The sequence below is a fragment of the Paenibacillus lacisediminis genome (assembly GCF_046567315.2).
In genome coordinates, this window is sequence record NZ_JBKIAX020000028.1 from 11,704 (window position 1) to 31,668 (window position 19,965).

General features: G+C 51.4%; 19 protein-coding genes. 14 read left to right on the forward strand and 5 right to left on the reverse strand.

Annotated elements, in window-relative coordinates:
• Genes ACLD72_RS30725 through ACLD72_RS30755 form a run of 7 tightly spaced genes read left to right on the forward strand, consistent with a single transcriptional unit; the run spans position 1 to position 6,710 of the window.
• Positions 1-1,053: a CehA/McbA family metallohydrolase gene (locus ACLD72_RS30725; RefSeq protein WP_411003840.1), complete on the forward strand. Its 1,053-nt coding sequence runs from the start codon at positions 1-3 to the stop codon at positions 1,051-1,053.
• Positions 1,004-1,747 carry a glycerophosphodiester phosphodiesterase gene (locus tag ACLD72_RS30730; RefSeq protein ID WP_411003830.1) on the forward strand — a complete coding sequence of 248 codons (744 nt, stop codon included), beginning with the start codon at positions 1,004-1,006 and terminating at the stop codon, positions 1,745-1,747. The genes ACLD72_RS30725 and ACLD72_RS30730 overlap by 50 nt, the downstream gene beginning before the upstream one ends.
• Positions 1,740-2,759: a LacI family DNA-binding transcriptional regulator gene (locus tag ACLD72_RS30735; RefSeq protein WP_411003829.1), complete on the forward strand. Its 1,020-nt coding sequence runs from the start codon at positions 1,740-1,742 to the stop codon at positions 2,757-2,759. The genes ACLD72_RS30730 and ACLD72_RS30735 overlap by 8 nt, the downstream gene beginning before the upstream one ends.
• A 19-nt stretch (positions 2,760-2,778) precedes the next feature.
• Positions 2,779-3,603 carry an ABC transporter permease gene (locus ACLD72_RS30740; protein WP_411003828.1) on the forward strand — a complete coding sequence of 275 codons (825 nt, stop codon included), beginning with the start codon at positions 2,779-2,781 and terminating at the stop codon, positions 3,601-3,603.
• Between the two features lie 34 nt (positions 3,604-3,637).
• A complete protein-coding gene (locus tag ACLD72_RS30745; protein ID WP_411003827.1) occupies positions 3,638-4,678 on the forward strand; it encodes an ABC transporter ATP-binding protein in 1,041 nt (346 codons plus the stop codon).
• 14 nt (positions 4,679-4,692) lie between these two features.
• Positions 4,693-5,874 (forward strand): extracellular solute-binding protein, encoded by a 1,182-nt coding sequence (locus ACLD72_RS30750; RefSeq protein WP_411003826.1) that lies wholly within the window; start codon positions 4,693-4,695, stop codon positions 5,872-5,874.
• A complete protein-coding gene (locus ACLD72_RS30755; protein WP_411003825.1) occupies positions 5,871-6,710 on the forward strand; it encodes an ABC transporter permease in 840 nt (279 codons plus the stop codon). The genes ACLD72_RS30750 and ACLD72_RS30755 overlap by 4 nt, the downstream gene beginning before the upstream one ends.
• A gap of 76 nt (positions 6,711-6,786) precedes the next feature.
• Here the strand turns inward: ACLD72_RS30755 and ACLD72_RS30760 are convergent, their stop codons facing one another.
• From ACLD72_RS30760 to ACLD72_RS30770, 3 genes are all read right to left on the reverse strand, one after another.
• Positions 6,787-7,710 carry an LD-carboxypeptidase gene (locus ACLD72_RS30760; RefSeq protein ID WP_411003824.1) on the reverse strand — a complete coding sequence of 308 codons (924 nt, stop codon included), beginning with the start codon at positions 7,708-7,710 and terminating at the stop codon, positions 6,787-6,789.
• A 700-nt stretch (positions 7,711-8,410) separates the two neighbouring features.
• The gene (locus ACLD72_RS30765; protein ID WP_458476496.1) at positions 8,411-9,313 is read right to left on the reverse strand and encodes a transposase; all 903 of its coding nucleotides are present in this window, start codon (positions 9,311-9,313) and stop codon (positions 8,411-8,413) included.
• 599 nt (positions 9,314-9,912) lie between these two features.
• Positions 9,913-10,869 carry a hypothetical protein gene (locus tag ACLD72_RS30770; protein ID WP_411003366.1) on the reverse strand — a complete coding sequence of 319 codons (957 nt, stop codon included), beginning with the start codon at positions 10,867-10,869 and terminating at the stop codon, positions 9,913-9,915.
• A 243-nt stretch (positions 10,870-11,112) separates the two neighbouring features.
• Between ACLD72_RS30770 and ACLD72_RS30775 the strand changes: the two genes are divergently transcribed.
• The 4 genes from ACLD72_RS30775 to ACLD72_RS30790 all read left to right on the forward strand — a co-directional run bounded on the left by ACLD72_RS30775 (position 11,113) and on the right by ACLD72_RS30790 (position 15,329).
• Complete coding sequence (locus tag ACLD72_RS30775; protein WP_411003367.1) at positions 11,113-11,889, forward strand: class I SAM-dependent methyltransferase; 777 nt, start codon at positions 11,113-11,115, stop codon at positions 11,887-11,889.
• Positions 11,890-12,048: 159 nt separating this feature from the next.
• The gene (locus ACLD72_RS30780; RefSeq protein WP_411003368.1) at positions 12,049-12,420 is read left to right on the forward strand and encodes a BlaI/MecI/CopY family transcriptional regulator; all 372 of its coding nucleotides are present in this window, start codon (positions 12,049-12,051) and stop codon (positions 12,418-12,420) included.
• Between the two features lie 9 nt (positions 12,421-12,429).
• A complete protein-coding gene (locus ACLD72_RS30785) occupies positions 12,430-13,944 on the forward strand; it encodes a M56 family metallopeptidase (RefSeq protein ID WP_411003369.1) in 1,515 nt (504 codons plus the stop codon).
• Positions 13,945-13,982: 38 nt separating this feature from the next.
• Positions 13,983-15,329 (forward strand): extracellular solute-binding protein, encoded by a 1,347-nt coding sequence (locus ACLD72_RS30790; RefSeq protein WP_411003370.1) that lies wholly within the window; start codon positions 13,983-13,985, stop codon positions 15,327-15,329.
• A 121-nt stretch (positions 15,330-15,450) separates the two neighbouring features.
• On the opposite strand, the gene ACLD72_RS30795 is transcribed toward ACLD72_RS30790, so the two are convergent.
• Positions 15,451-15,684: a hypothetical protein gene (locus ACLD72_RS30795; RefSeq protein ID WP_458476497.1), complete on the reverse strand. Its 234-nt coding sequence runs from the start codon at positions 15,682-15,684 to the stop codon at positions 15,451-15,453.
• Positions 15,685-15,780: 96 nt separating this feature from the next.
• The gene (locus tag ACLD72_RS30800; RefSeq protein ID WP_411003372.1) at positions 15,781-16,491 is read right to left on the reverse strand and encodes a GntR family transcriptional regulator; all 711 of its coding nucleotides are present in this window, start codon (positions 16,489-16,491) and stop codon (positions 15,781-15,783) included.
• A gap of 208 nt (positions 16,492-16,699) precedes the next feature.
• On the opposite strand from ACLD72_RS30800, the gene ACLD72_RS30805 reads away from it, so the two are divergent.
• The 3 genes from ACLD72_RS30805 to ACLD72_RS30815 all read left to right on the forward strand — a co-directional run bounded on the left by ACLD72_RS30805 (position 16,700) and on the right by ACLD72_RS30815 (position 19,942).
• Positions 16,700-17,674 carry an SIS domain-containing protein gene (locus ACLD72_RS30805; RefSeq protein WP_411003373.1) on the forward strand — a complete coding sequence of 325 codons (975 nt, stop codon included), beginning with the start codon at positions 16,700-16,702 and terminating at the stop codon, positions 17,672-17,674.
• On the forward strand, positions 17,674-18,543 hold the full coding sequence (locus ACLD72_RS30810) for a fructoselysine 6-kinase (RefSeq protein ID WP_411003374.1): 870 nt from the start codon (positions 17,674-17,676) through the stop codon (positions 18,541-18,543). The genes ACLD72_RS30805 and ACLD72_RS30810 overlap by 1 nt, the downstream gene beginning before the upstream one ends.
• An 82-nt stretch (positions 18,544-18,625) precedes the next feature.
• Entirely contained in the window at positions 18,626-19,942 is a 1,317-nt protein-coding gene (locus ACLD72_RS30815) for an anaerobic C4-dicarboxylate transporter family protein (protein ID WP_411003375.1), read from the forward strand.
• Positions 19,943-19,965 lie beyond the last annotated feature (23 nt).

Sequence of the window (19,965 nt, forward strand, 5' to 3'; positions counted from 1 at the left end):
TTGAAATGGCTTGCCTGCGAGCTGCATACGCACACGCTGCACAGCGACGGCCGCCAGACGCTGTCCGAGCTGGCGGCGGGAGCCGTCAAGCTGGGGTTTGACGCGATCGCGCTGACGGATCACAACACGATGTCAGGCCTCTTCCATAAAGAAGACGCTGCCCGCGAAAGCGGTCTGCTGATCCTTCCCGGCATGGAATGGACGACGTTTTACGGGCATATGGTGACGCTTGGCCTGGAGGCCTTTGCCGATTGGCGGGAGGCGGACAGGTACGGCGTCGGCGAAGGGATCGAGGCCGTTCACCGGCACGGCGGACTCGCCGGGCTGGCCCACCCGTTTCGGATCGGCAGTCCGGCCTGCACCGGCTGTTTTTGGGAATACGAGCTTTCGGACTGGTCCACCGTTGATTATATCGAAGTATGGTCGGGCACCTTTGCTCCGATTCAAACCGGCAATCAGCGGGCCTACGCCTTATGGACGGACAAGCTGAACGAAGGTTATCGCATCGCCGCCACCTCCGGCAGGGACTGGCATATGCAAGAAGACACGGAGGAGCCAATTTCGGTCACTTATCTGGGAGTTCCGGATGACGTGAAGCCGGCGGAGGAACATTTGGTTCAGGCTCTGCGGCAAGGGCGTGCCGCCGTCACGATTGGCCCGCTGCTCGGACTAGCGCTCGACATTGGCCGCGAACGTTATGAACTCGGTTCAGCGGTTCCGCCGGACATGAAAGGCGGCGAAATCCGGGCGCGGGTATCGCTCGATTTCGCGGTTAGGTCAGGGCTGTGGACGCTGCCCGATCAAACCTATCGGCTGATGCTGCGCTCCAATCAAGGGATCGATGCGGTCTCCACCGCCCACGCCGGGTTAGGCGAATATGTTCTGCCCGTCCATAGCGCCGCCCGGAAATGGCTCCGGGCCGAATTATGGGGGAACGTTCGCGGCGCCAACACCCTGATCGCTTTTACCAATGCCATCTATTTTGATGAAGGAGTGAACGCCGATGAAGCGATTTCCGCTGGTCACCGCTCATACGGGATGCATGGGCAATAAAGAGCATTCCTTGGAATCTCTGCATTCAGCTTTGGCGCTGGGCGCGGACATTTACGAGGACGACATCAGGGTTACCCGCGATGAAGGACTAGTGCTGAGCCATGACGATGAAGTGCTTCTGGCGGACGGCCGCCAGGGGAGGATTGCGGACATGACGCTGGCCGAATTGAACGAAAGCCTGGCGGAACCGCTCACCGATCTTGAAACCGTCCTGCGAATGGTAAAAGCGGCCGGGAAGACGATGAACCTCGACATCAAGACGGCTGCCAGCCTGGAGCCGGTGTTCGCCCTGATCGCAAGGCTGGATATGGCGGGGCAGGTGTTTTTAAGCGGGTGCGAATATCCCGCAGCTATCGAAGCCGACCGCTATGGACGGCATATAAACAAGCTGCTGAACGTGGACATAAACAGCTTTCAGCGCATGAAATACGCTGATGCCGCCCAAAAAGCGTGCGCGGAAGGCCGGGAGACCGGCTGCTTTGGGCTAAACGTTCCTTATCAGCTCGTCCGTCCCGAGCTGCTGGAGATCGCGGAACGGGAATCCCTGGCCGTGTATGTCTGGACCGTCTCGGACGCGGCAGATATGCGGCGGATGGCAGATATGGGGGTGGCGTCGATCACGACCTGTGAGCTGGCCAAACTGATGACGGTCAAGGCGGAATGGAATTTGCAGAGGAGAGTCACTGTTGAATAATAAGCTGAATCATAGTTTGAAGGAGCTCGCGCGGCTGGCGGGAGTATCCAAATCAACCGCTTCAAGGGTAATTTCCGGCAAAGGTTATGCCAGCCCGGAAGTGAGGGAGCGCGTGCTCCGCGTGGCGGAGCAGCTCCGCTATAAACCAAGCGCCGTGGCCAGAGCGATGGTCACCAAGCGTACGCACAACATCGGCGTAATCGTGTTCCGCGAGACGCTGCCGATCGTATCGCATCCGTTATACGGCAAAATCATCGATGAAATTTTGATGGCATCGGAAGCCCGCGGCTACTCCGTTTTTCTCAAGACCGACAAGGAGATGTCCCTGCGCTCGACCGATTACATGCTGGAGCAGCGGGTGGACGGGCTTGTTCTGGTGAGCAGGCTGCGCAAGAACGTGATCGATTATGTCAAAAAATTCAACCTTCCTTACCTGATGGTGAACGGTTCCACCGATGATCCCGACGTGATCCACCTTGTCAGTAACGACGAAGCGGGCGGCGAGCGGGCTGCCGATTACCTGTATGGACTTGGGCACCGCAGGTTTTTCGTTCTTGCCGGTCCCAGCGCCCACCGCAGCCATTCGCTCCGGCTCGCCGGCTTCTGCAAGCGGCTTGAGCAACTGGGGGTGTCCGCAGGCAGTGGCATGACGATCGCCGAATCGCCGGAATCCCAATTTGATTACGGCTGCAGGCTGATGGCCGAGCATTATGAAACGTTCAGGCAAGGCGGCTATACGGCCTTGTTTTCCACAAACGACATGCTTGCGCTCGGGGCGATGAAGGTGCTGCTGGAGCAAGGCGTGCGTATTCCGGACGAGGTGGCCGTGATGGGCTACGACAATATTGAGCTCGCGGGCATGTACTCGCCGGCGCTGACCACGGTAAGCGTCAACGCCTCTGGCATCGGCCGGGATGCGGTCGAGATTCTGGACCGGCTGATTGGCGGGGACGCGGATTTGCCGAATCTGATCGAATATGAAAGTGAAATTATCGTCAGGCAATCAACCTAAGCCAAAGGGAGGGGAAACCATGCAGTGGTATTGGAAATCGGTGGGGATCCGGCGCATCATCGAGTTCGTGCTGCTGACCGTGTTTGCGATTTTTTTCGCCGGACCGCTGGTCAATCTGCTCGTACTCGCTTTTAGCGAGAAATGGACTTATCCGGATGTGCTTCCGCAGGTATGGGGTTTTAAATGGTGGAATTTCGTGCTGGCAAAAGACGACATCGTCTCGTCGATCTCGCTGTCGTTTTTGATCGCCGCGATCGTGACCGGGCTGTCCATTGTGCTGTGTATCCCGGCCGCCTATGCGTTTGCGAGAATCCAGTTCCCGCTTAAGCGGATGTTCCTGTTTTCGTTTCTGCTGACGCACGCTTTTCCGAAGATGGGGCTTTACGTTTCCATCGCGGTGTTGTTTTACCGCATCGGGTTGATGAACACGCTGCTTGGGGTTGTGCTGATCCATATGATCAACGTGCTGATGTTCATGACCTGGATTCCGACGGCCGCATTCCGCAATGTGCACGCCGCGCAGGAGGAATCGGCGCGGGATGTCGGGGCCAGCCCGTTCAGGGTGTTCCGCAGCATTACGCTGCCGATGGCGATGCCTGGGATCATGGTGGCGTCGGTGTTTACCTTTTTGAATTCGCTTGATGAAGCGCAAGGGACGTTCCTGGTCGGCATTCCCGACTTCAAAACGATGCCGGTCGTTATGTACTCGATTATTGCCGATTTTCCGAGCAGCGCCGGAGCGGTGTTTTCCATCATCCTGACGCTGCCGACCATCATCCTGCTGTTGGCTGCGCAACGGCTGGTGAGCGCCGACGTGCTGGCAAGCGGGTTCCAGACGAAATGACGAAAGAGCAGAGAACAAGAGAGGGGGAAGGAGCATGCAACTGTCAGTACGGGAATTGACCAAGCGCTATAAAACCGGCGACGGGGTTAGCGGCATCAATCTCGAAGTGGAGCAAGGCGAGCTTGTCACGCTGCTTGGTCCGTCGGGGTGCGGCAAGACGACGGTGCTGCGCAGCATCGGCGGGTTTCTGGCGCCGGATTCCGGCGATATTCTGATCGAGGGCCAAAGCGTGATTGAGCTGCCGCCAGAAAAGCGGCCGACCTCGATGGTATTTCAAAGCTACAATTTGTGGTCGCATATGACCGTCTATGACAATCTGGCGTTTGGGCTCAAAATCCGCAAAATGCCCAAAGCGGAAATACGCGGTGCGGTAGCGGACGCGCTCAAGCTGGTCCGCCTTCCGGGCTTCGAGAAGAAATACCCGGCCGAATTATCGGGAGGCCAGCAGCAGCGCGTCGCTCTCGCCAGGTCGCTGCTGCTGAAACCGGCGGTGCTGCTGCTGGACGAGCCGTTTTCGGCGCTCGATGCCAAGCTGCGGCATGAAATGCGGGAGGAGCTGCGCGACATCCAAATGCAAACCGGCCTCACGATGGTATTTGTCACGCACGATCAGGAGGAGGCTTTGTCTCTCTCCGACCGGATTGTCGTCATGAACAGCGGGCGCATCGAGCAGATTGCCAAGCCGCAGCAGATTTACGATGAGCCCGAGACTTTATATGTGGCCGGTTTTATCGGCAAGATGAACTTTTTGGAGGGGGTGGCGGATGAGCGGAAGATTCGGATCGGAACGTTAAGTTTTCCGAATGTGAAAGGCTTACACGGTAAAGTTACGGCGGCGGTTCGCCCGGAAGACGTGGGCATCCACGGCCAGCCGGAACAGGAGAATGTCCTGACGGGCAAAATCAAGCAGGTGATGGTGCTGGGGCATTATGCCGAGGTTACCGTCGAATTGGCCGAATTCGGCACCCTGCGTACATTCCAAGCGAAGGAAGCTGCTGCGGATTTGTGGATCGGTAAAGAGATTGGCGTCACAATCGCGAGAATGACCGGATATCCGGCAAACGTAACCCATTAACGGAGGTTGATAACATGTTTACGAAAAAGCCATGGTTAACGATGTTCTCTTCAGTTATGCTGTCCGCGCTGCTACTGGCCGGATGTGGAAGCGGGGGCGGAAACGGCGCGGCCAATACACCGGGCCAAAACAATGCTTCCGCGGAGGCGGCTGCGACCGGCGAGCCGACTTCGTTCAACTTCTACTTCACCGGCTCGCAAAACGTCAAAGACCTGTGGGATACGCTCGTGCCCATGTTTGAGAAGCAAAACGACCAGGTTGACGTCAATATGGTGTACATTCCTTCCGGAACCGGCGCCGAACCGACGTACGATCGTATCCTTGCGGCCAAGCAGGCTGGAAAAGGCTCGGGAGACATCGATCTTTACGAAGACGGCATCAATTTTGTGGCTCAAGGCACGAAGGATGGCGTATGGGAACAACTTAGCACGGACGCGATCCCCAATCTGGGTAACGTCAACGCCCAGACGATGAAGGACGTGGACAATTACGCCATTCCGTACCGTTCGTCGGCCGTCGTGTTGGCCTATGACAGCACGAAGGTCGCGAATCCGCCGAAAACCCTTGACGAACTGCTGGTGTGGATCAAGGCGAATCCGGGGCAGTTCGCTTACAACGACCCGTCGACCGGCGGCTCCGGCAGTTCTTTTGTGCAGACGGTGATCTATAAGGATCTGCCCGAGGAGGACATTCACAATGCCGATCCGTCCGTGATGGCAAAGTGGGACAGCGGCTTTAACACGCTGAAAGAATTGGGACAATACGTGTATGGTAAAGGGATTTATCCGAAGAAAAACCAGGGCACGCTCGATCTGCTGATGAACGGTGAGGTGTCAATCATTCCTGCCTGGTCCGATATGGTGCTGCAGCAGCTTAACGAAGGATTGCTCCCGGATACGATCAAAATGCAGCAAATTACGCCCGGGTTCAACGGCGGCCCGACTTATTTGATGGTGAACAGCGCGTCGGAGAAGAAGGAAGCGATCTATCAGTTCCTGGATTTCGTACTGTCTCCGGAAGCCCAGGCGGTCGTTGTCGAGAAAATGAACGGTTTCCCGGGCATCGAGCTGGCGAATATGCCGCAGGAGACGCAGGACAAGTTTAAAGGAGTCGCCGAAGGGTTCCGGACGTTTAACATTGGCGACCTGGGCACGGAGATCAACAAACGCTGGCAGAGCGAAGTTGCGGCCCAATGAGCAAAGAGTGGAAACAAGCGATTGCGGGGTTGGCGATGGTCATCCCCTCTTTCGCCATTTTGCTGGTCGTTGTCATCATTCCGATCATCCAGTCACTCTTCATGAGCCTCAGCAACGGAGCGGGCGGATACGACCTAAGCCGGTATCAGCTTTTGTTCACCGACAAGGGGCTGCGTGCCAATATCCTGTTTACGCTGCGCGTCACGCTGATCACCTGCGCATTCGTGCTGCTCATCAGCTACGTGCTTGCCGTCTACATGCGCTTTAACAAGGGGCCGATCGTTGAACTGATTCGCAAGACGTATATGATTCCGCTGTTTATCCCGGGCGTGATTGCCACCTACGGGCTGATCAATCTGCTCGGCAATCACGGCTGGCTGGCCCGGTGGCTTGACGGAACCGCCCTTGTGCTCCCGCGCATCATTTTCGATGAGAAGGGGATCATCATCGCCAATTTATGGTTCAACATCCCGTTTACGACGATGCTGCTCAGCTCTGCGCTGGCCGGCATCCCCGCTTCGGTCATCGAAAGCGCGAAGGACGTGGGAGCGGGGAAGCTGCAGCTGTTTACGCGCTTTATTTTTCCGCTTACGTACAAAACGTTTCTCGTCGCCCTGACCTTCGTGTTCATGGGGGTCATCGGATCGTTCACCGCGCCGTTTCTGCTCGGAGCAAATTCCCCGCAAATGCTGGGGGTTTCGATGCAGCAGGTGTTCAGCGTCTTCCAGGAGCGCGAACAGGCCGCGGCGATGGCGTTCTTCTCCTTCCTGCTTTGCTCCATACTGGGCGCCTTTTATATCCGCTCCATGGCCCGGGAAGAAAACGTAAAGATGTAATCAAGCAGCGAAGAAAGCCGCTAAACACAAGGGGTTCCGCGTGTTTGGCGGCTTTTTTTGGCTTGAAAACCAAACGTTACAGGCTGATGGTCGGTTCAACCACAGTTATTGTATTATCGACTGAATTGAGGTTAACCATGGCGCCAATCGGCAAAGCCGCTTTATAAACACCATGGCCTGTGGCAAGGTTCGTGATCAGCGGCTTACCGAGCGGTATAAGGAATTCGTTGATTAAATCCTCATAGGTTATGCCGTATGCCGCCTGACAGCCCGTGCATTCGCCCATAATAATGCCGATGCAGTCATTCAATTTTCCGGCCAGCTTCAAATGATTCAAATATCTGTAGACGGTATTGGTAGGTTCATGCGTTTCTTCAAGTACGAGAATTTTACCCAGTGTATCGATTTCGAAAGGTGTGCCCAACGTATCGACAAAAGAGGTTAGATTCCCGCCCACAAGCGGCCCCGTAACGTTGCCCGGTACCCGGCTGATCAGCGGAATCGCCGGCGGATTCTGGATCGGCCGGGTTAATGAATACAGGGATGTCGCGGAAAAAAAATGGTCGAAATTATAGGCGGGCGTTTCGGATTTGAAGTCAATGAGCAGCAGACTATGAAATGTGATTAAATCCACAATTTGATGCAGTGCGTTTAACAAAACCGTGATGTCGCTGTAACCTGTAACGATTTTGGGATTACTTCGGATCACATTATAATCAAGGTACGGAAGAATTCCGGCTACTCCGGTACCGCCTCTGGTGGGCAGTATCATTTTAACTTGCTCATTTTGAAACATCATCATCAAATCGGCGGCCCGCTGCGCGTCTGAGCCGGCCAGAAACCCGTTTTGCGCATATACGAATTGGCCCAATAAAACATTGAGCCCTGTTGCTCTCAAAACTTCGATCCGTTGATTAATAATGCTCGGGTTGAGCGGACTGCCCAAAGTAACGATTCCAACGGTATCGCCTCTCTGCAGTATTGGCGGACGTATCGGCATAGGCTTATCTTCCTCTCCTAAAAATAGAAGAAGCCATCGTAATATCATGTCATTACATTATATTGGCAAAATCGGCTGCACAGTACTGAAAAGGTGCCAGGAGACATTCATAGGAAAAACCTATCGATTGTCCAGCCAAAGAATTAAGAAAGGCGGCTGGCAAAATAGAAAAACACCGTTTCGTTTGGTAAAGCGGAAGTCACGAGCTTCTACGATCAGACAGAAGAGGTGTCTTTCATTGTTTTAGACCATCAGCCCGACCTAAATCAACTGCCAAACGAATTAAAGTATTCTTTTCTTGGGGTGGGCGGCAGGTCAACACACACTGTCCGGAGACTTTGCACGATTATCCCGTTTGATCAGGGTAGCAGAGAAACAGACAAACTCGGAAGAAGAAGATATTTGGGAGAAGCAGATAGGTTCGAGATAATTTAGACGGGCTTAGGAGAAGGAATCAGGTTTAGGGAAGGTGAAACAGACCGGACAAGAGATCAAGACAAGAGATCAAGACAGGAGATCAAGGACAAGACGCGAGGGAAACGAAAAGACCGTGATTTTGCTGTAGCCTGAACCCTTCCATTTGTAGCAACGCCCGCACCGTTCATGCTAGCTCGCACCAATCAAGTTGATCCGCATTAAGCTAACCCCTACCCATTAAGTTGATCATCGCCAAACTCCCCCCGCCGTTCCAGCGTGTCGATCAGGCCGCAGCCGCAAGGGGCTGGTTCGGTTGGCGTGCGATCAGCCGGCGGTAAGGGATCGCCGGAATCGCCACACACATGCGCAGCAACTTCTGCCGCATCGTTTCTTTCGCTCCGGGCAGGCGCAGCCGGCGGCGTCCGGTGTACTCGTTTAGGTACGCCTGCAGATGCTTCAGTCCCAAGGCTCCATATGTACTCTTCAGCGTTTCCCACGCCTCTCTCACCACTTTCCGCAAGGGTGCATACAGCCGAAAGGCTAAAGGGAACGACTGTACTGCCGATGCACGGACATCCACATGCCTGTTGATGAACGCAGCGAGTTCGTGACGGTTTGCTCTTTGTCCGTCTCCTCTCTTATGCGGCACCAGGCGGACTTTGACCTGCTCCGGCTCTCCCGACTCCGTGACCGTGCATCCCGATACGACCGCCGTGGCATATGGATGCGAAAACTGACACCGGGACGGATCGCGCCCGTACAGATCGCTGTTCACCTTCACGTCTCCGCAGAGCAGCTCCTGGGCATCGAATTCCCCGACGGCATGGCGTATTTTGTGTAGCATCAACCAAGCGGTTTTGTAGGTGACCCGGATCACCTGGCTCAGCCGCATCGCCGAGATGCCGCCCTCAAGCAGGAACAAACCCAGGGCATCGAACCACTTGAGCAGGGGCAAATGCGTTCCTTCAAAAATCGTGCCGACCAAAGCCGACGTTTGATGCTTGCACTTTCCGCACTCGAACAAGGGGATATGCCGGGAGGTCAGACGACTGCACCGGGTGTGAGCGCAGCGCGGGCAGACGAAGCCGTTTGGCCACTTCATCGCGATCAGCGCCTCCATGCAGGCCTGCTCGCTGTTATAACGGCTGCTGAATGGTTGAAGTTCCGTTCCTGCATTGGCATCCATGTCCGATCGCCCCCGAATCCAAGAAGTTACGAACGTGAGTTCGTTTTATTTCATTGTACCAAACGTATGTTCTTTTATCAAGCCAAAAATCTCACCTGAACCACCTCATTTTTTCCTCCTTTCTTTTTCTTCTCTCTTTTTTTGGAACCCTTGCTCTAGCCCCCACTTCCTGCTCCCTGAACGAAAGGGATAATCGTGCAAAGGCAAGCAGCAGGCAGGGACACCAAGACACGAAGACACGACCCCCTTAACAGCCCCCTCACCCGGCGTCGATTTGTGACACTGCTCGAGGGCGGCTACGCTGCAAAAGGTAAATGCGCTGACCTCGGCGGATCGTGACGCCCTCTTCCGCCTCTGATTCAGCGTCGACTCCGTCAATGGGTTGCTGCTTTACCCAGCTACATCAAGGCTTGCCTGCCGTTTTTTTGCTGCGAAGGTTGAGTTACAAAGACTAAACTAACCATTTGGACAATATTATGATAAGGCTCAGTAATGTTAACTAATTTGAAGAAAACACCTTATGGAAGAAAATAAGATTTTGAAAGTTCCCCAAAACACAAGAATTGCGATTATCTATTTCTTTAATGCTTTTGATAGAATCACCTTCCTTCCTTATTTTTACGCCTCCGAAAAATATAAACCGCATTTTCATCAGACGGAGGTAAGAGAAGAGAGGTTAACTCCTCACTTAATTCCATAATAAAGTCATCGGCTCTATAATACGACTCGAAATCTCCTGTGTGTTTCGGGTTATTGGTACCGATCACAATGTACATTTCCACTGAACTTGTTTTGAAAACATGTTTTTCGTAGGTGTTTTTGGGAACAGGCCAGGAACAAAGCACAACTTGAGGGTTATATTGATGCAGGGCGGTTCGGGCGTCGGCTTTTTCTACAAAGTCGGGGTAAGTAATATAATGTTCCCAACTATAGTCGTCGGCTGCTTTACAGTTGACGCCGGTTTCGTTCAAGAATTTCGTTAATGTACCGTCACCGGCGGCAATTTCAAGGCATTTTTTATCTCCAATGATCTTTGAAAGCCGTGAAATCAATTCTCTTGAATAGAAACAATAAATGCCTTTTTTGTTGACTAGGGGCATTAATATTTTCTTATGTATAACAAATCTCCAAAAAAACCGGAACAAACCCATGGAAACGGGTTTTCTTTCGAAAGCTCGCCTAAATAAAAGCCGCTGTAAGATCATTCCATCCCAGAGGTTGAACCGTATTGCCTTGGCTGCGCTTTCAGATGAAGCGGCAATACTTAAATATTCCAACAAGTAAATCGCAAATCGCGCCTTGATGATGTCAGGCAAAAAAGCATTTACTGTTTTTTCGTTCATACCGCTGTTTATTATTTTTTTGCTGGCAAGCTTTGCGCTCGTCGTATATTTTGCAATCATGGCATCGAATAAATTCGAATGATTTTGGGTTTTGATGATGCTTAGTTCTTTTAAAACAACTTCTTTGTACTCCGGATACTGACGCAGCAAAGTTTCTACGCTAATCTCATTAGACAGAATTTTTTTAGCGGTTTCTTTAGAGAAATATGCCATTTTTTATCACCAATATGTGAAATGAGTAAACTTTGTTAAGTATTATAACCTCCCCAAAATTCCAATAAAGTGACATAATATACAATTTATTATTCCAGCCGCCGGATTAATCATTTCAATATGAATTGACAGAATGATGGAATTAAAATTATTATGGATATATAATATCTATAATTGACTTGCAAATACGCTGTGCACAGCACAAGGAGTTATGGGCTTCTTGTCAAAAAGGAGACTGAGTTTATGGGTAACGAACCCTCTATCCACCGCTGGCCGCCGGAATCATCCGATCCTAAACATAATTTTGCCGCCAAGCCGGGAGCCGGAGTTTTATCCTTGCTGCAGCCCCAGCCTGGGGAGCGAATTCTGGACATAGGCTGCGGGGCCGGGGACTTGGCGGCCGAAATCGCCGCCGCCGGAGCGATCCCCACAGGCATCGACCTGTCGGAGGAGATGGTAAAGCGGGCCAGGCAGAAGTATCCCAAATTGAATTTCCAGGTGGAAAACGCTTGTGACTACCGGACGGATGCCACCTTTGACGCGGTGTTCTCCCATGCGGCATTGCATTGGATCAAGGATGCTCCCGCCGTAGCCCGCACTGTCTGGCTGGCTCTGCGGGAGGACGGGCGGTTTGTCGCCGAATTCGCCGGCAGCGGCAATGTCGCCGTGCTGACCGGCGCCATGAAGGAGGCGCTGGAGGCGTATGGTTATGCATGGGCGGGACGGAATCCGTGGTACCATCCCACCATTGGCGAATACGCCGGCCTGCTGGAACAAACCGGATTCCGCGTGATGTTCGCGCAGCACTTCGACAACCCCACTCCGCTCAGGGGGGATGCGGGCGTCCGCATCTGGCTGGACAGTTTCGCCGGATATTTCTTCCCTGACGTCACCCCCGCAGACAAAACGGCGATCTACCGGGCTATCGAGGAAAAGGTTAAGCCGCGCCTAGAGCGGGAAGGCCAGTGGATGATTGACACCAGCCGGCTGCGCATCGTTGCCGTCAAGAAGGCCAATTAGCGGACATACAAACTGGAATAAATGGTCGCGATATAAGTCGCTCCTTTTCGGGAGCGGCTTATTTAATGATTTTTAGATTGACTTTGAATTCTACGGGATGTAGAATTTAATAAACTACAACTTGTAGAAAGTGAAATTCGAGATAAAAGGAGAGGTTTCATGAATTCCATACAAAAGATGTCGGATGCGGAAGCGGAAGTAATGCGCGTAATATGGGCGGCAGACGGACCGGTAACGTCCCAAACGATCCTTGCCGAACTCAACAAGCGGAAGGATTGGAAGCCGACCACTGTCTTGACGTTTTTGAGCCGGTTGACGGAAAAAGGATTGTTGCGGACAGAAAAGCGAAAAAAGGTCAACTTCTACACCCCGGCGCTTACCGAGGAAGAATACAAGCATCTGGAAACCCGGGCTTTTCTTGATTCGGTACACAAAGGTTCCGTCAAAAATTTTATCGCGGCTTTATACGATGCCGACGATATTAAGCCGCAGGAGATCGAAGAATTGAAAAAATGGTTTTCCGAAAGGTAGGAAGCAAAGATGGGACACGCGTTGATTTTAACGATAACGGCCCTCTCGGTTACCGGAACGGTGCTGTTTGGCGCCCTAAGGCTAATGGAGCCGCTGACTGAAAAAATATTCGATGGAAAGTGGCACTACCGCATCAGGAAGGTCGTACTCCTGTTTTTGCTCCTGCCCATCGGAGTGCTTGGCGGATCGGCGTACTTACGCTTCATTGAACCCAATGAACCGGCAGCAGCCGGTGTTCCTCTGCAACCGCCTGTCATATCCACGGCGGATGCCAGTACGGAAAGCCGGATTTGGACGACGGCGCCCGGTTCCGCTCCGGCGTTGACGGATTATGACGATTTTTCGGATTTAAGGGCCTGGTTTCAAAAAGCAGGTTTATGGTTGACGACCGTTTGGCTGCTCGGATTTGCGGCGGCAGGCTGCCGATGGTTCACGGCTTACTGGCGGTTTCGCGCTAGACTTTGCCGCACCAATCTCCCTGTGGAAGGAAGAGCGCTGGAGATCTTTGTGACCGTCAAGCGGGAAATGGGGATCAAAGGAAGAGTTTTGCTTCAGTCAAATGACGGGGTGCACACGCCGATGCTGGTCGGAATGCTGCGAGCGGTCTTGATTTTACCGGAAATTGACCTGGACGAACGGGAACTGCGGCTGATCTTCCGCCATGAGCTGATTCATTACAAACGGCATGATTTATTCATCAAAGCGCTGGCTCTGCTGGCAAATGCGATGCATTGGTTTAATCCCGCAGTTTATGTTTTGCGGAAAGACCTTGACCGTTACATGGAAATCTCCTGCGACGAACGGGTTGTCGGCGGGATGCCCGAAAGCGAGAAGCGTTTCTATGGGGAAACCATCTTAAATGTACTCGAGCGGGCGGCCAGCCAAAGGGCGGGAATCTTTACCGGCTTTAGCGATAATGCCGCATGGATGAAAAGCAGGTTGATACATATTTTGAAGGCAACGCAGAAAAACCGGCGATCGGCTGTTCTCGCGGCAATTTCAGCGGTTACGGTCATAGGGTCCGGGGTTGTGATAGCCACTGCCGTACACGCCGAGATGGGCCCTTATTCCGCAATTGGTCCCGAGCGAAATCTTGAAATTTCCACCGGTACGGCGTCCTCCGTGGTATTTTTCACCGGCGTCGGCAGCATGGAAGGCACCACCTCCTATGGGATTGATGAACAAGGCATCCCGTACGCGGATACGGTTTATTTTGAATTGGCGGACGGCGCGTTTACTTTCACCGGCGCGGAGAGCATTCCGCTGAGCAGCCGTTGCGGGAGCGAAACGAGCCCGTACACGGCCAAAGTGTACGCCTCCAGTTCAATACTGGACCATGTGTCTTACAATCAATTGGTGGATGAACAGACTCGTATTGATGAAATCGTGCTCCAGGCTTTGAGCAAAAACGGCAACGACCCTGCCGCCGTCCAGGATAATATCATCCGAACGCTGGCCGAACGTTTGGAGTTGCCTGCTGAACTATTGTCGGTAGAAGTTTTAGCGGCAAAGGCCATACGGTAGTCTTGCAATCTATTCCGCTTTAGGAGGTAACCGGTGAAATGTTCCGTCGAAAAGTGTGGTCGATCCTTTTCACTCTCGGCCTTTGTCTATGCGTTGCAGGCTGTTTGGCAGTACCGGAAAAAACAGAGCAGCGGCGCTCTTTAAAAGTGATGTATTTTGGAGACAGCAGTTTTTTTCAAGACTACGGCGATTTATTTTTGAGCGAATACGGGGACGTTGATTTGGATGTCGCGGTCCTGGACCAGAGCACTCTTCCGCCGAAGAAAAGTTATCGCGAGGCGTTGGATGAATTTATTCGGCTTGAAAAGCCGGATGTACTTTATTTATCGGCGGATGAATATGCGCGTTACGTCCAGGAAGGGATGCTTGCCAGCCTGGAGCCTTACATTCAAGCGGATCATGATGAACTGTCCGGCATGCAAAGCTCCATTATTGATTTTTTGAAGGAGTTGGGGGGCGGACAACTCTACGGGCTTAGCCCGACGTTTTATAATACGGCTTTGTACTATAACGCGGATCTTTTTAAGCAATATGGAATTACGCCTCCACACGATAACATGACTTGGCAGGAAATCTTGGATCTGGCTGCGCGCTTTCCGACGGATGGGAATGAGCAGCAACGCATTTACGGGTTAAGCGTTCCGTTCGTGCAAACGGCCGATGACTTGGCGGCGAGGATCGCCAATACCCAGGGATTATCCGTGGTCAATCCGAAAACGATGCAAGTGACCTTAAATACGGACTCTTGGAAAAGTGTATGGAACATGGCGATAAACGGCGCTCAATCCGGCGCTTTATATTTGCCGGAAACTCCGTTTTACGGCGGCTCGCAGCAGGATTTTCTGGATCATGATTTATTTGTGCAAGGCCGCGTAGCGATGAAGCTGGATGATGCGGGCTTCATGCAAGTCTTGGCGGGTCTGACCAAAACGCTTCCGGACTACAAAGCCTTTCAGTTCGATACCGTAACGGGTCCGGTTGATCCGTTAGATAGGTCATCTTCAAGGGATATGGAAGTGGGGCAAATCTTCGCCATTCGCGCGGGCACGCCCAATCTGGAGGCAGCTTGGGATTTCGTGAAGTATGTCAACAGCGACGAATATGCAGCGATAAAAGCGCGTGTATTTAACAGCAATTTATTAACGCGGATGAACCACTATAGCGAAAGCCGCTTACAGGCTTTTTACAAACTGGATCCATTGATGGTCGATTATAGCAGGAAAGCCGAAATTCCCGATACATTCACGGAAAGGTTCAATGCCTTGATCAGCACGGAGATGAAGAAAGCGGCGCGGAAAGAAATTTCCTTGGAAGAGGCGCTGGATCATGTCTCCAAGACCGGGCAAGCCGTGCTGGATGAAGCATTAGCCAAACCAAAAAATTGATAACGATACAGGCCCCCTTTAGGCGATCGTTCCTAAAGGGGGGCCTCCGTTTAGACATCCGCATGTCACAAAAAAACTGTATCGGTGTTATAGAAGTAAATCTAATGTTGGGATAGTGCTATTACTTGGATTGCTGTTGCATTTGCGCCGTCTGAATTGATGATTGGACCTGGCCGATCATCGTTTGAGCTTGCGTGATCTCGGTGGAAGCCTGTTTCAGAGCTTCTTCGCAAAGCGTTTGATTGGCGGCGGATTGTTCAATCGCTTGAGCAATAAGATCTTTTGCAATCGAGGTGGCAGCTTCCGCTTTTTTCAGAGTATTCGTATCAACCTGCGCCACTTTATATTCCTCCATCCATTACAATTTTGTACGCAACCAAAACATAATATCCCTTTATGCTTTCGGAGAAATACATGGAAAAATAATGCACCCGATGATTTGTTGGAAACATCAAACAATCAACTCAAACCTGTCCCCCAAGATCAATTGTTTGGAACGATGGATCTTCTGGCCGTCCGGACTGCTGACCGTACTTCTGATGCACAGCAGGGGATGGCCTTCTTCGATATTTAAGTAGGTGGCCACATCAAAGGAAGCGTATTCCATCACGATATATTTTCGGGAAATGCCAAATGTAATTTTGTGTTTATTTCTTAAAATTTCGTACAATGATTTATGATTTAAATCCTCCTGCAGCAAAAAAGAAAAAGAAGAAGGAAGCCGGGTATATTCCACAGATACAGGGACATCGTCGGCATATCTGATTCTTTCGATGTTAATGATTTTATCCCCGGGTTTTAAACCCAAATGCTCCTGATCCGCAGCGGTAGCCTCTTCAATCACGCACTTGATCACTTTTGCCCCAGGGACTTTGTTTTGCAGCTTGCAAGTATCGGTGAATCCAATCGTCTCCGTGACGTTTTTCTTGATCTTCTCTTTCGTAATAAAGGTGCCTTTTCCCGGGATTCGCACCAAATACCCATCAGAGGTAAGCGAATCGAGAGCGGCGCGGACCGTGACCCGGCTCACGTTGTTGGTTTCGCTGAGCTCCAATTCCGTAGGGAGTTTGTCCCCCGGTTTCAGGGTACCATTATGGATGGAGTTCAAAATTTTATCTTGCAGCTGTTTATATAAAGGCGCGGATTCTGTATGATCGACCATGATTTTACCTCCAAAATACTTTGTATTATATTGTTTTATTTTTCTACCTCTATATTATAACAATATGTACAAGCTGTGAACCTAAAAAAAGCAGAAAAGTGCTCTTGCCTAATGTATTGTTATGTGTTATTATCGCATCAAGACATTCCAATACAATACACCGGTGAGGAATGAAAACAAACTAAATGTATCATACAAGGAGAAGACAATGGATATAAAACAAATTATTGGAGAAATTGTGGCGGGGAAACAAGAGGTTGGAGGTATTAAGCAGGTTTATTATGTAGCTTGCGGCGGTTCTTATGGCGCTTTTTATCCAGCCAAAACTTTTCTGGAGAAAGAGGCCAAGGATATTAAAGTAGGGCTGTATAACAGCAATGAGTTTGTGCACAACACGCCTAAAGCATTTGGCGAAAATTCGGTGCTGGTGGTAGCCTCGCATAAAGGCAATACGCCGGAGACGGTGAAAGCGGCGGAGATCGGCAAAAAGGCAGGTGTCCCGGTCATTGCGTTAACCTGGCTCACAGATTCGCCGATTACGGAGCATGCGGATTATGTGGTGAAATATACCTTTGGCGAAGGCAAAGATATCGCTGGAGAAAAAACCATAAAAGCCCTGTTGACGGCGGTAGAAGCCTTGAATCAGACTGAGGGATACGAGCACTATAATCAATTCCTCGATGGCGTAGCCAAAATCGATCACATTGTTAAAAACGCTTGCAAACACGTGGCCAAACGCGCCCTGGCGTTCGCCAAAAATCACAAAGACGATAACGTCATTTACACCATGGCCAGCGGAGCCGGTTACGGGGCCGCCTACATGGAAAGCATCTGTATCTTCATGGAAATGCAGTGGATCAACTCCTCCAGCATTCATTCGGGCGAATTTTTCCACGGGCCGTTTGAGATTACGGATTCGGAAATTCCGTTTGTCATTCAGATTTCCGAAGGAAGCACCCGGCCGCTGGATGAAAGAGCGCTGAATTTCCTGAACCGTTATGCCAAGAGAGTGGAAGTATTGGACGCCAAGGATTTGGGCTTGTCCACCATCGACAGCTCCGTGGTCGATTACTTCAACCATTCCCTGTTTAACAACGTTTACCCGGTTTACAATCAAGCTTTGGCAGTGGAAAGAGAGCATCCGCTTACAACTCGCAGATATATGTGGAAGGTTGAATATTAATGGAAAAATACAAGGTTATCGGCATCGGCGACAACGTAGTAGACAAGTATGTCCACCAGGGTATGATGTACCCTGGTGGAAACGCCTTGAACTTCTGCGCTTATGCCACCATGTGTGAAATGGAAGCGTCTTATTTGGGGAAATTCGGCAACGATCAAGTCGCCCATTATATCCAGCGGGTGATGGACGAATTGGAGATTGAGCATAGCCATTGCCGGAATTTTGCAGGGGAAAACGGGTATGCGCGGGTTACGTTGGAAAACGGCGACCGTGTATTTCTCGGCTCGAACAAAGGCGGGATCGCCAAGGAAAAGGCTTGGGATTTTACGGAAGACGACCTGGATTATATTAAACAATTCTCCGTGATTCATACCAGTCTAAACAGCTATATCGAGCAGGATCTGGCCATCTTAAAAACTAGCCATGTACCGATCTCCTTTGACTTTTCGGTGCGTTGGAATGACGAGTATTTGGAGCAAGTATGCCAGTACGCGGATATTTCCTTTCTTTCCTGCAGCCATTTAACGGAAAGCGAGCGAGAAAGAGAAATGCGGAAAGCTCAGGCATTCGGCTCCAAAATGGTGATCGGAACGGTGGGAGAAAACGGCTCATTCGCGTTGTATAAAGATCAGTGGTTGTACCAGCCGGCCGTATTGACGGAAACGGTGGACACGATGGGAGCGGGCGATTCTTATTTAACTGCCTTTCTTGTCGGGATGATCCGAAGCTCGGAAGACGGCAACATGTTCTCCGGTTCAGATGAGGAGATGCTGCGCAAAATCAAAGCAAGCATGGAGCAGGGAGCCGCATTTGCCGCGAAGATTTGCCGGATCAACGGGGCATTTGGCCATGGCACGGCAATCGTATAAAGGGCCCTCCAACTCATAAAGAGACACCTTAAATCGGCAACTTGTAAGCGTATTCACAACAACATAAGGAGGGCGAACCTTCATGTTCTGGTTTCAGCTGTTCATCATCATTTTGCTCATCTTCTTTGGCGCCAGAAAAGGCGATGTATTTATGGGCTTGCTCGGCGGCGTGGGCGTGGCGATCTTTGTTTTTATCTTCCACGTCCAACCGGCGGCTCCTCCCATTGATGTCATGCTGATTATTTTAGCGGTTGTTTTGGCGGCTTCCGCGCTGCAGTCCTCGGGCGGGCTCAATTTTCTCGTCCATCTTGCGGAAAAAATGCTAAGTAAGTCGCCCAAAAATATTACCATCATAGCTCCGATTATTTCCTGGTTGTTTACTTTCTTGTCGGGAACGGGACATGTCGTCTATAGTTTATTGCCGATTATCAATGAGCTGGCCATCGATAATAAAATCAGACCGGAAAGGCCGATTTCAAACAGTATTATCGCCTCCCAGCAGGCGATCACCTGCTCGCCGGTATCGGCGGCCACCGCCGCGATGATCGGATTTATGGCCCCGCTTGGAATCGGGTTGGGAACCATCTTGACCATTGCCATACCGGCTACTCTTTTGGGGGTTGTTGCAAGCGCTGTAATAACGATGCGTAAGGGCAAAGAGCTGGAGGAGGATCCGGAATATTTGCGGAGGCTGGCGGAAGGATTAATCGCCAAACCGGAGCAAAATGCTGAGAAACAAGCAGTTACAAAGGGCGCGAAAGCCTCGGTTGTGCTCTTTTTGCTGGGCGTTCTGGCGATTGTCATCATGGGCCTGTTTACCAACCTGCGTCCATCCTGGGTGCTAAATGGCGAAACTACGCTTTTATCCTTGCCGAATACGATTGAAATCATTATGCTGGTTTGCGCTACGCTCATCATTATCTTTGGCCGTCCGGCGATTGAAACGATTCTTAACGGCCCGATATTTAGGGCGGGTGCGCTGGCGATGGTTTGCGCTTTTGGGCTGGCTTGGATGAGCAGCACCTTCATCAACGGACAAACCGCTTTCATTCAGGATCATGTCGCCACCATCGTAAATAGTCATCCCTGGACGCTTGCCGTGATCATGTTTGTCGTCGCCGCTTTGACGACAAGCCAAGGGGCTACGACATTGATTATGATCCCGATCGCCATCGCCCTGCATCTGCCTCCTTATATCATCATCGGAGCGTGGATGGCCGTTAATGCCAACTACTTTTTGCCGGTCGCGTCGCAGTGTCTTGCCGCCATCTCGTTTGATACCGCGGGAACGACCAAAATCGGTAAATTTGTATTAAATCATAGTTTCATGATACCGGGATTAATTAATACCGTGATCTCCGTCATCATAGCTACCTTGATTGGAAGCGCTTTATTGTAACCTTGAACAAAGGAAGGGGAATC

Excerpts from the sequence above, each read along its gene's own strand:
- ACLD72_RS30730 (WP_411003830.1), top strand. The coding sequence starts at position 1,004 with ATGAAGCGATTTCCGCTGGTCACCGCTCATACGGGATGCATGGGCAAT.
- ACLD72_RS30740 (WP_411003828.1), top strand. The coding sequence starts at position 2,779 with ATGCAGTGGTATTGGAAATCGGTGGGGATCCGGCGCATCATCGAGTTC.
- ACLD72_RS30745 (WP_411003827.1), top strand. The coding sequence starts at position 3,638 with ATGCAACTGTCAGTACGGGAATTGACCAAGCGCTATAAAACCGGCGAC.
- ACLD72_RS30750 (WP_411003826.1), top strand. The coding sequence starts at position 4,693 with ATGTTTACGAAAAAGCCATGGTTAACGATGTTCTCTTCAGTTATGCTG.
- ACLD72_RS30755 (WP_411003825.1), top strand. The coding sequence starts at position 5,871 with ATGAGCAAAGAGTGGAAACAAGCGATTGCGGGGTTGGCGATGGTCATC.
- ACLD72_RS30760 (WP_411003824.1), bottom strand. The coding sequence starts at position 7,710 with ATGCCGATACGTCCGCCAATACTGCAGAGAGGCGATACCGTTGGAATC.
- ACLD72_RS30765 (WP_458476496.1), bottom strand. The coding sequence starts at position 9,313 with ATGGATGCCAATGCAGGAACGGAACTTCAACCATTCAGCAGCCGTTAT.
- ACLD72_RS30770 (WP_411003366.1), bottom strand. The coding sequence starts at position 10,869 with ATGGCATATTTCTCTAAAGAAACCGCTAAAAAAATTCTGTCTAATGAG.
- ACLD72_RS30775 (WP_411003367.1), top strand. The coding sequence starts at position 11,113 with ATGGGTAACGAACCCTCTATCCACCGCTGGCCGCCGGAATCATCCGAT.
- ACLD72_RS30780 (WP_411003368.1), top strand. The coding sequence starts at position 12,049 with ATGAATTCCATACAAAAGATGTCGGATGCGGAAGCGGAAGTAATGCGC.
- ACLD72_RS30785 (WP_411003369.1), top strand. The coding sequence starts at position 12,430 with ATGGGACACGCGTTGATTTTAACGATAACGGCCCTCTCGGTTACCGGA.
- ACLD72_RS30790 (WP_411003370.1), top strand. The coding sequence starts at position 13,983 with ATGTTCCGTCGAAAAGTGTGGTCGATCCTTTTCACTCTCGGCCTTTGT.
- ACLD72_RS30795 (WP_458476497.1), bottom strand. The coding sequence starts at position 15,684 with ATGGAGGAATATAAAGTGGCGCAGGTTGATACGAATACTCTGAAAAAA.
- ACLD72_RS30800 (WP_411003372.1), bottom strand. The coding sequence starts at position 16,491 with ATGGTCGATCATACAGAATCCGCGCCTTTATATAAACAGCTGCAAGAT.
- ACLD72_RS30805 (WP_411003373.1), top strand. The coding sequence starts at position 16,700 with ATGGATATAAAACAAATTATTGGAGAAATTGTGGCGGGGAAACAAGAG.
- ACLD72_RS30810 (WP_411003374.1), top strand. The coding sequence starts at position 17,674 with ATGGAAAAATACAAGGTTATCGGCATCGGCGACAACGTAGTAGACAAG.
- ACLD72_RS30815 (WP_411003375.1), top strand. The coding sequence starts at position 18,626 with ATGTTCTGGTTTCAGCTGTTCATCATCATTTTGCTCATCTTCTTTGGC.